We start from the raw sequence: 14,454 nt of genomic DNA on the forward strand, positions 1-14,454 counted from the left end.
ACACCGTGGATTTCACCCTGCCCGAACACCTTCCGCGTCTGCTTGCCGACATCGATGCGTTCATCGACGCCGAGATCGCCCCGCTGCAGGCCGAGAACATGCAGTACTTCGACCAGCGCCGCGAGTTCGCCCGCACCGATGTCGATAACGGCGGCATCCCGCGGCGGGAGTGGGAGGATCTGCTCGGCGAGATGCGCCGGCGAGCCGACAAGGCGGGCTGGCTGCGCTACGCGCTGCCGGCGTCACTCGGCGGCCGGGACGGCACCAACCTGGACATGGCGGTCATCCGCGAGCACCTTGCCGCCAAAGGTCTTGGCCTGCACAACGATCTGCAGGACGAATCGTCGATCGTCGGCAACTTTCCGCAGGTGATCATGATGGAGCGGTTCGGCACCGACGAGCAGCGCCGCGATTGGTCGGAGGCGCTGATCACCGGAGAGCGCTCGATGGCGTTCGGACTGACCGAGCCGGCGCACGGCTCGGATGCGACGTGGCTGGAAACTCACGCCGAGCGCGACGGCGACGGCTGGGTGATCAACGGCGCCAAGCGGTTCAACACCGGTGTGCACCGCGCGACCCACGATCTTGTCTTCGCCCGCACCTCCGGTGACCCGGGACAGGCGACGGGCATCACCGCGTTCCTGGTGCCCACCGACACCCCGGGTTTCACCGTCCCGTTCTACTGGTGGACGTTCAACATGCCCAGCGACCACGGTGAAGTCGAGCTCAAGGACGTGCGCGTGCCCGATGACGCTGTGTTGGGCGACGTCGACCGCGGTCTCGAGGTGGCGCAAACCTTCTTGCACGAGAACCGGATTCGACAGGCGGCCAGCAGCCTGGGCGCGGCGCAGTACTGCATCGACCGGGCCGCCGAGTATGCCGGCCAACGCATCGTGTTCGGCAAGCCGCTGTCGGTCAACCAGGCGGTGCAGTGGCCGCTGGCCGAGTTGCAGACCGAAGCGCAAATGGTGCGACTGCTGGTCTATTACGCGGCATGGCATTTGGACCGCGACCATCACCTGGAGGTGTCCGACAAGGTGTCGATGGCCAACTATCGGGCCAACCGGTTGGTGTGCGATGCCGCCGACCGGGCTATGCAGATCTTCGGCGGGCTCGGCTACACCCGCCACGAGCAGTTCGAGCACATCTACCGGCATCACCGCCGCTACCGGATCACCGAGGGCGCCGAAGAGATTCAGATCCGCCGGGTCGCCCAGCGGCTGTTCAAGTTCGGTAAGAAGTGACACATGTCGAAGAGCCCGCTCTGGCCCGGGTGGTGGCCGCAGCGCTCGGCGTCGACACCACGATCGACAACCTGCGCGCGCTGACCGGCGGGGCGAGCCGCAGCACGTGGGCGTTCGAGGCGGTCGCCCCGGAAGTCCGCCGGTCGCTGATCCTGCGTATCGGTCCGCCTGACGACATGCACGCGTCGATGGAGCTCGAAGCCCGCGTTCAGGCGGCGGCCGCAGCGGCCGGCGCGCCCGTCCCACACATCGTGACCGCCGACAATTCGACTGCCGCACTGGGCAATCCGTTTCTGATCTGTGACGCGGTCGCGGGCGAGACGATTGTCCGGCGTATCGACCGACAGCTGGACGACGAGGGCCGCGAGCAGCTGATGCGTCAATGCGCGCAGGCGCTGGCCGCCATCCACCGCGCCGACCCGCACGACACGGACCTGAAAACCGAAGACCAGCTCGGCGACTGGCACAACCGGCTGGACGCGATGGGCGACACCACCGCCACCTTCGAGTGGGCATTTCGCTGGCTTGCCGCACACCGGCCGGCCCCGTCTCCGATGGGTTTGGTGCATGGCGACTACCGGATGGGCAACCTCATCGTGGACGGATCCGACCTGGCGGCAGTGCTCGACTGGGAGCTGGTGCACCTCGGCGAGGTCTATGAAGACCTGGCTTGGTTTTGCATCCGGGCCTGGCGGTTCGGCGCGCCGGCCAGCCGCGGCGCCGGCGGGCTGGGCAGCATCGAAAGCTTTCTTTGCGCCTATGAAGATGCCAGCGGGACTACGGTCGACCGGGTGGCATTCCACTGGTGGCTGGTGCTGGCCACCTTGCGCTGGGGCGTCATCTGCCGCTACCAGGCGGAGCGGCACCTGAGCGGACAGACGCGGTCGGTGGAGTTGGCCACCATCGGACGGCGGGTCTGCGAGACCGAGTGGGACCTGCTCACCCTGCTCGACGAGGCCGACGCGCGATGACCGGTGTTCATGGTCGCCCGACCGCCGCGGAACTGGTCGCGGCGGTAGCCGAATTCTTGGAAACCGACGTCCGGGCCGCCACCAGCGGCCAGGTCAACTTTCATGCGCGCGTGGCCGCCAACGCGTTGCGGATGGTCGAACGCGAACTCCTGGACCCCGGCGCCGAACCGGCCCATGCCGCATTGGCCCGACTGGGCTTCGAAGACGAAGCCGGACTGGCCGCCGCGATCCGCACCGGCCAGTTGGACGAGCGCAGCGACGAGGTGCTGCAGGCTCTGCGTGTCCTGGTCAGCCAACGGCTGGCCGTCGCACACCCCGGATACCACGAGGAATAGGAGGGCGACCGATGCCCGCTACCGAGTCCGGCCAAAGCGCAGAAGTCATCATCGACGTGGCCGACCGGCTTTTCACGGCGATCGAGCAGAGCGACGTGGCAACGCTCGAGCAGATCTTCGACGACGACATCGCCGTCTGGCGGGTCGGCGCGAGCCGCGACAACGACAAACAACGTGCGCTGCGAGTGCTGCACTGGTTCATCGACGTCACCGCCGACCGCCGCTACGAGATCCTCGACCGCCAGCTTTTTCCCAACGGCTTCGTCCAGCAGCACATCTTGCACGCCACCGGTCACAACGGCGGATCGATCGCCTTGCGCGTGTGCATCGTGATTAAGTTGGGTGGCTCCTCAGGTTCTCACGCCCTGATCAGCCGTATCGACGAGTACTTCGACCCGGCCGAGCTCGCGCCGCTGTTGAGCTAACGGCGGAAAGGAGCGGCGCAGATGACCACCGTGGAAACACTGCTGAGCGATCCGGACACCGCCGGGGTGTGGAACCTGGTTCCCGACCGCTCGACCTTCACCTTCAAGATCAAGAACTTCTGGGGCCTGCTCAACGTCAAAGGCCAGTTCACCGAGGCCAGCGGCGACGGCCAGGTGACCGCCAAAGGCGCCGTTTTCGGCCGCGTCGACATCGACGTCGCCTCGCTGCGCACCGGCATCCGCAAACGCGACGAGCACCTACGCTCGGCCGATTTCTTCGACGTCGAGCGCTTCCCCGAGATCAGCGTCGTCATCACCGCCGTGCAACCCACCACCGGCAACGGCGCCGACCTACAGGCCGACTTCACCATCAAAGGAGTCACGGCCACACTGCCGCTGCCTGCCAAGGTCACCGTGCTCGGCGACGGCTCAGTGCGGATCACGGCCGACACGGAAGTCGATCGAGCCCAGTTCAACCTGGACTGGAATCGGATGGGCATGGTCGGCCAGACGGCGAAAGCCTCGGCCGACGCGTACTTCGTCCGGGCGAAATGACGACAGCATACGATCTGCACATGCCTGACACCGCCGCGCTTCGGATCCTTGTGTACAGCAATAACGCCAGAACCCGCCAAGACGTGATGCTCGCACTCGGCAAACAGCTGCACCCGGATCTGCCGGAATTGAGCTACGTGGAAGTCGCGACAGGACCCAAGGTGGTCCAGCAGGTCGACGCCGGCGGGATCGACTTGGCCATCCTCGACGGGGAGGCAACCCCGGAAGGCGGAATGGGCATCGCCAAGCAGCTCAAGGACGAGGTGGTCCAGTGCCCACCGATCGTGGTGCTCACCGGGCGCCCCGACGATGCCTGGCTGGCCAGCTGGTCGCGCGCCGAGGCCGCCGTGCCGCATCCGGTCGATCCCATCCGACTGGGCCGCACCGTGCTCGGTCTACTGCGCGCACCTGTCTCCTAACCGCAACGAATACGCCTAGCGCCGTGGAGGTTTCACGGCGCTACTGCCGTATCTGCACCAACTCGAACGGTTGTGTCTTAGCTCACATCTGAACCCCTGAGCGAAGCCGCACACAGGCTCGCTAGGCTGTGGTTGAGCTCACACGAAACAGCCATCGAGGGAGCAGCGCGACGGGATGAATCTCTACACGCCGATCCTGGTACTCGGGGGGATTGCCACCGCTTTTGCGGTGTTCTCGGTGCTCGTGGCGGTGATCGTCGGCCCGGCCCGATACAACCGCGCGAAGATGGAGGCTTACGAGTGCGGGATCGAACCCACCGACCAGCCGGCGAACGCCCCGCACGCGGGCAGCGGTCAGCGATTTCCGGTGAAGTACTACCTGACCGCGATGCTGTTCATCGTCTTCGACATCGAAATCGTGTTCCTGTACCCGTGGGCGGTCACCTACGACGCGCTGGGCGTGTTTGCGCTCGTCGAGATGGTGGTGTTCATGCTCACGGTGTTCGTGGCCTACGCCTATATCTGGCGTCGAGGCGGCCTGACGTGGGATTGAGGTAAGACGTGGGCATAGAAGAAAAGCTGCCCAGCGGTTTCCTGTTGACCACGGTGGAAACGCTGGCGGGGTATTTCCGCAAGAACTCGTTGTGGCCCGCGACCTTCGGGTTGGCATGCTGCGCGATCGAGATGATGTCGACGGCGTCACCGCGATTCGACATCGCGCGCTTCGGCATGGAGCGCTTCTCGGCGACACCGCGGCAGGCCGATCTGATGATCGTCGCCGGACGGGTCAGCCAGAAGATGGCGCCGGTTTTGCGGCAGATCTACGACCAGATGGCCGAGCCGAAATGGGTACTGGCGATGGGGGTCTGCGCATCGTCGGGCGGGATGTTCAACAACTACGCGATCGTGCAGGGCGTGGATCATGTCGTCCCGGTGGACATCTACCTCCCCGGCTGCCCGCCACGCCCCGAGATGCTGCTCTACGCAATCCTCAAGCTGCACGAGAAGATTCAGGAAATGCCATTGGGTGTCAACCGGGAACGTGCCATCGCCGAAGCCGAAGAAGCGGCGCTGGCGGCTCGGCCCACGATCGAGATGCGCGGGCTGCTGCGATGAGTTCACCGGAGCACGACCCACGCAAAACAAGCGAGCCGTCCGGTGTGGGCGGACCGCCCGACGGCGATGAGGTCATCGATGTGCGGCGCGGCATGTTCGGCGTGGCCGACACTGGTGACACGTCCGGTTACGGGCGACTGGTCCGCCGGGTCACGCTGCCCGGCAGCAGCCCGCGGCCCTATGGTGGTTACTTCGACGAGGTCGTCGACCTGCTGGCCGAAGCGCTGAAGAACGACGACGTCGACTTCGACGACGCGATCGAGGATGTCGTGGTCTACCGCGACGAATTGACGCTGCACGTGCGCCGCGAGCATCTGCCGAAGGTCGCCCAGCGACTTCGCGACGAACCGGGGCTGCGCTTCGAGCTGTGCCTGGGCGTCAATGGTGTGCACTATCCGCACGAGACCGGCCGCGAACTGCACGCGGTGTACCCGTTGAAATCGATCACCCACGGCCGCCGTGTCCGGCTGGAAGTGGCTGCGCCCGACAGCGATCCGCACATCCCGTCGTTGTTTGCGATCTATCCCACCAACGACTGGCACGAACGCGAGACCTACGACTTCTTCGGCATCATCTTCGACGGGCACCCGTCGCTGACCCGCATCGAGATGCCCGACGACTGGCACGGTCACCCGCAGCGCAAGGACTACCCACTCGGCGGAATTCCGGTCGAGTACAAGGGTGCGCAAATACCCCCGCCCGACGAGCGGAGAGCCTACAACTGATGAGCGAACCCACCGAAACGGTCTTGATGGCCGGCGGCCAAGACTGGGAACAGATCGTCGAAGCCGCCCGCGCCGCCGGTGATCCCGGGGACCGCATCGTCGTCAACATGGGTCCCCAGCATCCGTCGACTCATGGCGTGCTGCGACTGATCCTGGAGATCGAGGGCGAGACGGTCACCGAGGCCCGCTGCGGAATCGGCTACCTGCACACCGGAATCGAAAAGAATCTCGAATACCGCTACTGGACCCAAGGTGTCACCTTTGTGACCCGAATGGATTACCTGTCACCGTTTTTCAACGAGACCGCCTTCTGCCTTGGGGTGGAGAAGCTGCTCGGCATCACCGACGAGATCCCCGAGCGGGTCAACGTCATCCGCGTGATGATGATGGAACTCAACCGAATTTCGTCGCACCTGGTCGCGTTGGCGACCGGCGGCATGGAACTGGGCGCGATGACCGCGATGTTCCTCGGCTTCCGCGAACGCGAACTTGTGCTCAACCTATTCGAGTCGATCACGGGATTGCGGATGAACCACAACTACATCCGCCCGGGCGGGCTGGCCCAGGATCTGCCACCCAATGCCGTCGATGACATTCGGGAATTCCTTCCGCTGATGAGTCATCGGCTCAACGACTTGGAGAACCTGCTCAACGAGAACTACATCTGGAAGGCCCGCACCCAGGGCATCGGCTACCTCGACCTGACCGGCTGCATGGCCCTGGGCATCACCGGTCCGGTGCTGCGCTCGACCGGATTGCCGCACGATCTGCGCCGGGCCGAACCGTATTGCGGATACGAGAACTACGAGTTCGACGTGATCACCGATGACGCCTGTGATGCCTACGGCCGCTACATCATTCGCGTCAAAGAGATGAGAGAGTCGCTGAAGATCGTTGAGCAGTGTCTGGACAAGCTGCAACCCGGCCCGGTCATGGTGGCCGACCGCAAGATCGCCTGGCCCGCCGACCTGAAAGTGGGTCCCGACGGGCTGGGCAACTCACCGGAGCACATCGCCAAGATCATGGGCAGCTCGATGGAAGCGCTGATCCACCATTTCAAGCTGGTCACCGAAGGCATTCGGGTGCCGCCGGGCCAGGTTTACGTCGCGGTGGAGTCCCCGCGCGGCGAGCTGGGTGTGCACATGGTGTCCGACGGCGGTACCCGCCCTTACCGCGTGCATTACCGCGACCCGTCGTTCACCAATCTGCAAGCGGTAGCGGCGATGTGCGAGGGCGGCATGGTCGCCGACGTGATCGCCGCCGTCGCCAGCATCGATCCGGTCATGGGCGGAGTCGACCGGTGACCGGGCGGGTTTTTCTGGAACTCGGCCCGCCGCCCGAGGAGCCCGGGCAGTTCGTCGTCGAAGGCGCCCCCGAGTCGTATCCCCCGGACGTGCGCGCGCGGTTGGAGGTCGACGCCAAGGAGATCATCGGCCGCTACCCCAACAGCCGCTCGGCGCTGTTGCCGCTGCTGCACCTGGTCCAGTCCGAGGACTCTTACTTGACGCCAGCAGGTTTGGAGTTTTGCGGCGAACAACTCGGACTGACCGGCGCCGAAGTCGCCGCGGTGGCCAGTTTCTACAGCATGTATCGCCGCGGTCCCACCGGCGACTACCTGGTGGGGGTGTGCACGAACACGCTGTGCGCCGTGATGGGCGGTGACGCCATCTTCGACGCGCTGACCGAGCATCTTGGCATCGACAACGACCAGACCACCGACGACGGCGCGATCACCCTGCAGCACGTGGAATGCAACGCGGCGTGCGACTACGCCCCGGTGGTGATGGTCAACTGGGAGTTCTTCGACAACCAGACCCCCGAGTCGGCCCGCCGGCTGGTCGACGGGCTGCGCTCCGGACAGCCGCCGCGGCCGACCCGCGGCGCAGAACTGTGCCGGTTCCGCCAGACCGAGCGCATCCTGGCGGGTTTCCCCGATCAGCGCGGCGACGACGGGCAGGGCGGTGCGGGCGAAGCCACTTTGGCGGGTCTGCGGGTCGCCCAGGAACGCGACATGCAAGCACCGCCGACCGACAACGCCGGGGACGGTGAATGATGTCGCGAACCCGGTTGACCCCGGTGCTGAGCCGCTATTGGGACGACCCCGAGTCTTGGACGCTGGACACCTATCGCCGCCACGACGGGTACAAGGCGCTGCAAAAGGCGCTCGACACGCAGCCCGACGAGGTCTTGCAGACCGTCAAGGACTCCGGGTTGCGGGGACGCGGCGGCGCGGGTTTCTCGACCGGCACCAAGTGGTCGTTCATCCCGCAGGGCGACGAGGGCGCGGCGGCCAAGCCGCACTATCTGGTGGTCAACGCCGACGAATCCGAACCGGGCACGTGCAAGGACATGCCGCTGATGCTGGCCACCCCGCACGTGTTGATCGAGGGCAGCATCATCGCCGCCTACGCGATCCGGGCCAGCCATGCGTTCATCTACGTGCGGGGTGAAGTGCTACCGGTGGTGCGCCGCCTGCAGAACGCGGTCGCCGAGGCCTATGCGGCCGGCTTCCTCGGCAGCGACATCGCGGGTTCCGGCTACGACTTGGAAATGGTGGTGCATGCCGGCGCCGGCGCCTACATCTGCGGCGAGGAGACCGCGTTGCTGGATTCGCTGGAGGGCCGCCGCGGCCAGCCCCGGCTGCGGCCACCGTTCCCGGCGGTGTCCGGGCTCTACGCCTGCCCGACGGTGATCAACAATGTCGAAACCATCGCCAGTGTGCCGCCGATCATCCTCAACGGTGTCGACTGGTTCCGGTCGATGGGCAGCGAGAAATCGCCTGGCTTCACGCTGTATTCGCTGTCCGGGCACGTCACCCGGCCCGGCCAGTACGAGGCGCCGCTGGGGATCACCCTGCGCGAACTACTCGACTACGCCGGTGGCGTTCGCAAGGGGCACCGGCTGAAGTTCTGGACGCCGGGCGGGTCGTCGACGCCGATCCTCACCGACGAACACCTCGACGTGCCACTGGATTACGAGGGTGTGGGCGAAGCCGGCTCGATGCTGGGCACCAAAGCCCTGGAAATCTTCGACGAGACGACGTGCGTGGTGCGCGCGGCCCGGCGCTGGTCGCAGTTCTACAAACACGAATCCTGCGGCAAATGCACACCCTGCCGCGAGGGCACGTTCTGGCTGGATCAGATCTACGAACGGCTGGAAACCGGAAAGGGTACTCACGACGACTTGGAAAAGCTGCTCGACATCGGTGACGTTCTGTTCGGAAAGTCGTTCTGCGCGTTGGGCGATGGTGCGGCGATGCCGGTGAAGTCGTCGATCCAGTACTTCCGCGACGAATACATCGCCCACGTCGAGGGTGGGGGTTGCCCGTTCGATCCGCGAAAGTCCATGCTCACGGCGAACGGAGCGGACGCATGACTAAACCGGCCGACACGGAAGCCGGCGGCGACGTCGCCGAGCCCGAGATGGTGACGTTGACGATCGACGGCACCGAGATCAGTGTCCCCAAGGGCACCTTGGTGATTCGCGCCGCCGAGTTGATGGGCATCCAGATCCCGCGGTTCTGCGATCACCCGCTGCTGGACCCCGTCGGCGCCTGCCGGCAATGCCTGGTCGAAATCGAGGGCCAGCGCAAGCCGATGGCGTCGTGCACGATCGCGGCAACCGACGACATGGTGGTGCGCACCCAACTCACCTCGGAAGACGCCGACAAAGCCCAGCACGGCGTGATGGAGCTGCTGCTGATCAACCATCCGCTGGACTGCCCGATGTGTGACAAGGGCGGCGAGTGCCCGCTGCAGAACCAGGCAATGTCCAACGGCCGGCCCGACTCTCGCTTCACCGATGTCAAGCGCACCTTCGCCAAGCCGATCAACATCTCCTCACAAGTGCTGCTGGACCGGGAGCGCTGCATCCTGTGCGCGCGCTGCACCCGGTTCTCCAACCAGATCGCCGGTGACAATTTCATCGACATGCTCGAGCGCGGCGCGCTGCAGCAGGTCGGCATCTATGCCAACGAGCCGTTCGAGTCGTACTTCTCGGGCAACACCGTGCAAATCTGCCCAGTCGGCGCGCTGACCGGCACCGCCTACCGGTTCCGGGCCCGCCCGTATGACCTGGTGTCGAGCCCAAGTGTGTGCGAGCACTGCGCATCCGGATGCGCGCAGCGCACCGACCACCGCCGCGGCAAGGTGCTGCGCCGGTTGGCCGGCGACGACCCCGAGGTCAACGAGGAGTGGAACTGCGACAAAGGCCGGTGGGCGTTCACCTACGCCACCCAGCGCGACCGGATCACCACTCCCCTGGTCCGCGACGCCGACGGCTCGCTGGTGCCGGCATCCTGGACGCAGGCGCTGGCCACCGCGGTCAAAGGGCTGTCCGGAGCACGTACGGGCGTGCTGGTGGGCGGCCGGATGACCTGGGAAGACGCCTACGCCTACACCAAGTTTGCCCGAATCGCGTTGGGCACCAACGATATCGACTTTCGCGCCCGACCCCACTCGCAAGAGGAGACTGCGTTCTTGGCAGCCCGGATCGCGGGCCGGCCGGTCACCGTCAGCTACGCAGACCTGGAATCAGCACCGGTGGTGCTGCTCGTCGGCTTCGAGCCGGAAGAGGAATCACCGATCGTCTTCCTGCGGCTGCGCAAGGCCGCCCGCAAGCACAAGCTGCCGGTCTACGCCGTCGCACCGTTCGCCACCCGGGGCCTGCAGCGAATGTCCGGCCGACTGGTCAAGACCGTGCCCGGCGGCGAAGCGACCGCTCTCGACGAGATCAGCGACGAGATCAGTGAATTACTGCGCCAGCCCGGCGCGGTGATCATGGTCGGGGAACGGCTGGCCGGTATGCCGGGAGGCTTGACCGCCGCGGCGCGGCTGGCCGACACCACAGGGGCGCAGCTGGCCTGGGTGCCGCGCCGCGCCGGTGAGCGCGGTGCGCTGGAAGCCGGCGCGCTGGGCGCGCTGCTGCCCGGTGGCCGGCCGGTCGCCGACCAGGAAGCCCGGTCGCAGGTCTGCGCCGCCTGGCACGTCGACGAACTGCCTTCTGACCCAGGGCGTGACACCGACGGCATCCTGGCCGCTGCCGCTGACGGGACGCTCGGAGCGCTGTTGGTCGGCGGGGTGGAGCCGGGCGACCTGGCCGATCCGGATGCGGCGCTGACCGCGTTGGATGCCGCCGGTTTCGTCGTGAGCCTGGAACTGCGGCACAGCGCAGTGACTGAGCGCGCCGACGTGGTATTTCCGATCGCGCCGGCGGCCGAGAAGTCCGGCACCTACGTCAACTGGGAAGGCCGCTACCGCGGCTTCGGCGCGGCGCTGCAGGATGGCGCTACCCCGGATCATCGCGTGCTCGACGCGCTGGCCGACGAAATGGGGGTGGACCTCGGTCTGCCGAACGTCGCTGCCGCCCGCGAGGAGCTGAGCCAGTTGGGCAGCTGGGACGGCGACCGGGGTGCGGCCCCGGATGTCCCGGCGGGCGCGGCAGCGCAGCCGGGTCGGGGCGAAGCGGTGCTGGCGGGCTGGCGGATGCTGCTCGACGACGGTCGCATGCAGGACGGCGAGCCGCATCTGGCCGGGACCGCGCGAGCGCCAGTGGTGCGGCTCTCGGCCGACACAGCAGCCGAAATCGGTGCTGCCGACGGTGATCCGGTCACGGTCAGCACGCCGCGTGGCTCGGTCAGCTTGCCACTGGCGGTCACCGATATGCCGGACCGGGTGGTGTGGCTGCCGCTGAATTCGGCAGGCTCGGCGGTGCACCGACAGCTCGGCGTAACAGTTGGCGGTCTCGTAGGCATTGGGGTGGACTCATGACCGGCTTCGGACAGGACACCTGGTGGCTGCTCGCGGCCAAAGCCGTCGCCGTCTTCGCGTTCCTGGTGCTGACCGTGCTGATCGCGATCCTGGCCGAACGTAAGTTGTTGGGCCGCATGCAATTGCGGTGGGGCCCCAACCGGGTCGGCCCGCGCGGTTATCTGCAGAGCCTGGCCGACGGGATCAAGCTGGCCCTCAAAGAAGCCATCCTGCCCGCCGGCATCGACCGCGCGGTGTTTCTACTGGCGCCGATCATCTCGACCGTCCCGGCGATCACCGCGTTTGCTTTCATCCCGTTCGGCCCGCAAGTGTCGGTGTTCGGTCACCGAACAATGTTGCAGCTGACCGACCTTCCGGTGGCCGTGCTGTTCATCCTGGCGTTGTCGTCGATCGGGGTGTACGGCATCGTGTTGGCCGGCTGGGCATCGGGTTCGACCTACCCGCTGCTCGGCGGGGTGCGTTCCACCGCCCAGGTGATCTCCTACGAAGTCGCGATGGGCCTGTCGTTCGCGACGGTGTTCCTCTACGCCGGGACCATGTCGACGTCGCAGATCGTGGCCGCGCAGGACCGCGTCTGGTTCGTGTTTTTACTGCTGCCGTCGTTCCTGGTCTATCTGGTGTCGATGGTCGGCGAAACCAACCGCGCGCCCTTCGACTTGCCGGAGGCCGAGGGCGAATTGGTTGCCGGCTTCCACACCGAGTACTCGTCGTTGAAGTTCGCGATGTTCTATCTGGCCGAGTACATCAACATGACCACTGTGTCGGCGTTGGCGGCGACGCTGTTCTTCGGCGGCTGGCATGCGCCCTGGCCGCTGAACATGTGGGCCGGCGCCAACAGCGGCTGGTGGCCGGTGCTGTGGTTCACCGCCAAAGTGTGGACCTTCTTGTTCGTCTACTTCTGGCTGCGGGCCACGCTGCCGCGGCTGCGCTACGACCAGTTCATGGCGCTGGGCTGGAAATGCCTGATTCCGGTATCGCTGCTCTGGGTGATGGTCGCCGCGGTCATCCGCACTCTGCGCAATGACGGTTACCAGCACTGGACTGCGGTATTGGTGATCGCCAGCGTCGTCGTCGCCTTCGGTTTGCTGCTGTATCTGCGAAGACCGCTGTCCGGCTTGGAAACCCGTGAAGTCGAGCGGAAGCAGCGCCAGCCGCTGCACGAAATCGCCGAAGCGGAACCACGATTCCCGACCCCGCCGCTGCCGGGCGAGGTCACCGCCGGTGCGATCAAGGAGGATGCACGTGGCACCTAAGTTTTTGGAGGCCATCGCCGGGTTCGGCGTCACATTCGGCACGATGTTCAAACGGCCGATCACCGAGGAGTATCCGGAAAACCCCGGCCCGGTGGCGCCCCGGTATCACGGCCGTCACCAACTCAACCGGTATCCAGACGGCTTGGAGAAGTGCATCGGTTGCGAGTTGTGCGCCTGGGCCTGCCCCGCCGATGCGATCTACGTCGAGGGCGCCGACAACACCGAGGAGGAACGGTATTCGCCCGGTGAACGCTACGGCCGGGTCTACCAGATCAATTACCTGCGGTGCATCGGCTGCGGCCTGTGCGTGGAGGCCTGCCCGACGCGCGCGCTGACCATGACCAACGACTACGAGATGGCCGACGACAACCGCGCCGACCTGATCTACGAGAAGGACCGATTGCTGGCCCCGCTGCAGCCCGGCATGGAACCGCCCCCGCATCCGCGGGCGCCCGGTGCCACCGATTTCGATTACTACCGCGGCAATGTCAAACCGGCCGCCGAGGCAAGCCAATGACCACGCTGCTGGCTGATGCGATCACCCGCACTTCCACCGGTGAGGCGGTGATGTTCTGGGTGCTCGGAGCGCTGGCGCTGATCGGCGCGCTGGGCGTGGTGATGGCCGCCAACGCGGTGTATTCGGCGATGTTCTTGGCGTTGACCATGATCATCCTGGCGATCTTCTACATGACGCAGGACGCGTTGTTCCTCGGTGTGGTCCAGGTGGTGGTCTACACCGGCGCGGTGATGATGCTGTTCTTGTTCGTGCTGATGCTGATCGGGGTCGATTCGGCGGAGTCGCTGGTGGAAACGCTGCGCGGGCAACGGGTTGCCGCGGTGGTGGCCGGTCTTGGATTCGGGATCGTGCTGATCGCGGGCATCGGCAGCGTGGCCACCGGCGGGTTCGCCGGGCTGACCCAGGCCAACGCCGGCGGCAACGTCGAGGGCCTGGCGACGCTGATCTTCTCGCGCTACCTGTGGGCGTTCGAGTTGACCAGCGCACTGTTGATCACCGCGGCCGTCGGGGCAATGGTGCTGGCGCATCGTGAACGGTTCGAGCGCCGTAAATCTCAGCGCGAACTGTCGATCGAACGGTTCCGCAGCGGCGGATACCCCACGCCGCTACCCGGCCCCGGCGTCTATGCCCGGCACAACGCCGTCGACGTCGCCGCCCTGCTACCCGACGGCTCCTACTCGAAGCTGTCGGTGCCGCCGATATTGGAGCAGCGCACGCCTAACGGTTCTGGGAACGGAGCCCGCCAATGAACTGCGCCGACGACGATGCAGAGCAAAAGAGCGATGTGGGGGCACCTCCCGCTTGCGGGGGAGAGGAGTGGCGCAAATGAACCCCGAGAATTACCTGTATCTCTCGGCGCTGCTGTTCACCATCGGGGCCGCCGGTGTCTTGTTGCGGCGCAACGCGATCGTGATGTTCATGTGTGTCGAACTGATGCTCAACGCCGTCAACCTGGCGTTCGTCACCTTCGCGCGCATGCACGGCCGCCTCGACGGCCAGATGGTCGCGTTCTTCACGATGGTGGTCGCCGCCTGCGAAGTCGTTGTCGGCCTGGCCATCATCATGACGATTTTCCGTGCCCGCCGGTCGGCTTCGGTCGACGACGCCAACCTGCTCAAGGGTTGAT

General features: G+C 65.9%; 17 protein-coding genes. All 17 read left to right on the top strand.

Translation table 11 applies throughout. The features are described 5' to 3' along the window. Positions 1–5 precede the first annotated feature (5 nt). The 17 genes from A5707_RS21750 (at position 6) to nuoK (ending at position 14,453) form a co-directional block, all read left to right on the top strand. Positions 6–1,244: an acyl-CoA dehydrogenase family protein gene (locus A5707_RS21750; RefSeq protein WP_065016503.1), complete on the top strand. Its 1,239-nt coding sequence runs from the start codon at positions 6–8 to the stop codon at positions 1,242–1,244. Between the two features lie 20 nt (positions 1,245–1,264). After that, entirely contained in the window at positions 1,265–2,215 is a 951-nt protein-coding gene (locus A5707_RS21755) for a phosphotransferase family protein (RefSeq protein ID WP_419866463.1), read from the top strand. Further along, positions 2,212–2,550, top strand: a complete 339-nt coding sequence (locus A5707_RS21760) for a DUF6285 domain-containing protein (RefSeq protein WP_065016505.1) — start codon at positions 2,212–2,214, stop codon at positions 2,548–2,550. Before A5707_RS21755 ends, A5707_RS21760 begins: the two co-directional genes overlap by 4 nt. 11 nt (positions 2,551–2,561) lie before the next feature. Then, positions 2,562–2,975 (top strand): nuclear transport factor 2 family protein, encoded by a 414-nt coding sequence (locus A5707_RS21765; protein WP_065016506.1) that lies wholly within the window; start codon positions 2,562–2,564, stop codon positions 2,973–2,975. Between the two features lie 21 nt (positions 2,976–2,996). Then, a complete protein-coding gene (locus tag A5707_RS21770) occupies positions 2,997–3,530 on the top strand; it encodes a YceI family protein (protein ID WP_065016507.1) in 534 nt (177 codons plus the stop codon). A gap of 20 nt (positions 3,531–3,550) precedes the next feature. Then, on the top strand, positions 3,551–3,949 hold the full coding sequence (locus A5707_RS21775) for a response regulator transcription factor (protein WP_065016646.1): 399 nt from the start codon (positions 3,551–3,553) through the stop codon (positions 3,947–3,949). A 175-nt stretch (positions 3,950–4,124) separates the two neighbouring features. After that, complete coding sequence (locus A5707_RS21780; protein ID WP_065016508.1) at positions 4,125–4,502, top strand: NADH-quinone oxidoreductase subunit A; 378 nt, start codon at positions 4,125–4,127, stop codon at positions 4,500–4,502. Between the two features lie 8 nt (positions 4,503–4,510). Continuing rightward, positions 4,511–5,065 (top strand): NuoB/complex I 20 kDa subunit family protein, encoded by a 555-nt coding sequence (locus tag A5707_RS21785; protein ID WP_065016509.1) that lies wholly within the window; start codon positions 4,511–4,513, stop codon positions 5,063–5,065. Beyond that, the gene (locus A5707_RS21790) at positions 5,062–5,790 is read left to right on the top strand and encodes an NADH-quinone oxidoreductase subunit C (RefSeq protein ID WP_065016510.1); all 729 of its coding nucleotides are present in this window, start codon (positions 5,062–5,064) and stop codon (positions 5,788–5,790) included. The genes A5707_RS21785 and A5707_RS21790 overlap by 4 nt, the downstream gene beginning before the upstream one ends. After that, positions 5,790–7,094, top strand: a complete 1,305-nt coding sequence (nuoD, locus tag A5707_RS21795) for an NADH dehydrogenase (quinone) subunit D (protein WP_065016511.1) — start codon at positions 5,790–5,792, stop codon at positions 7,092–7,094. Before A5707_RS21790 ends, nuoD begins: the two co-directional genes overlap by 1 nt. After that, positions 7,091–7,843, top strand: a complete 753-nt coding sequence (gene nuoE / locus A5707_RS21800; protein ID WP_065016512.1) for an NADH-quinone oxidoreductase subunit NuoE — start codon at positions 7,091–7,093, stop codon at positions 7,841–7,843. The genes nuoD and nuoE overlap by 4 nt, the downstream gene beginning before the upstream one ends. Continuing rightward, positions 7,840–9,165 (top strand): NADH-quinone oxidoreductase subunit NuoF, encoded by a 1,326-nt coding sequence (gene nuoF, locus A5707_RS21805; RefSeq protein WP_065016513.1) that lies wholly within the window; start codon positions 7,840–7,842, stop codon positions 9,163–9,165. The genes nuoE and nuoF overlap by 4 nt, the downstream gene beginning before the upstream one ends. Further along, positions 9,162–11,558: an NADH-quinone oxidoreductase subunit G gene (locus A5707_RS21810; RefSeq protein WP_065016514.1), complete on the top strand. Its 2,397-nt coding sequence runs from the start codon at positions 9,162–9,164 to the stop codon at positions 11,556–11,558. The genes nuoF and A5707_RS21810 overlap by 4 nt, the downstream gene beginning before the upstream one ends. After that, positions 11,555–12,811, top strand: coding sequence for an NADH-quinone oxidoreductase subunit NuoH (gene nuoH / locus A5707_RS21815; RefSeq protein ID WP_065016515.1), 1,257 nt, complete (start codon positions 11,555–11,557; stop codon positions 12,809–12,811). Before A5707_RS21810 ends, nuoH begins: the two co-directional genes overlap by 4 nt. Then, complete coding sequence (gene nuoI / locus A5707_RS21820) at positions 12,795–13,328, top strand: NADH-quinone oxidoreductase subunit NuoI (RefSeq protein ID WP_065016516.1); 534 nt, start codon at positions 12,795–12,797, stop codon at positions 13,326–13,328. The genes nuoH and nuoI overlap by 17 nt, the downstream gene beginning before the upstream one ends. Next, a complete protein-coding gene (locus tag A5707_RS21825; protein ID WP_065016517.1) occupies positions 13,325–14,077 on the top strand; it encodes an NADH-quinone oxidoreductase subunit J in 753 nt (250 codons plus the stop codon). The genes nuoI and A5707_RS21825 overlap by 4 nt, the downstream gene beginning before the upstream one ends. A 76-nt stretch (positions 14,078–14,153) precedes the next feature. After that, entirely contained in the window at positions 14,154–14,453 is a 300-nt protein-coding gene (nuoK, locus tag A5707_RS21830; protein ID WP_065016647.1) for an NADH-quinone oxidoreductase subunit NuoK, read from the top strand. Position 14,454 lies beyond the last annotated feature (1 nt).

Source organism: Mycobacterium kyorinense (assembly GCF_001672775.1).
Classification (GTDB): domain Bacteria; phylum Actinomycetota; class Actinomycetes; order Mycobacteriales; family Mycobacteriaceae; genus Mycobacterium; species Mycobacterium kyorinense_A.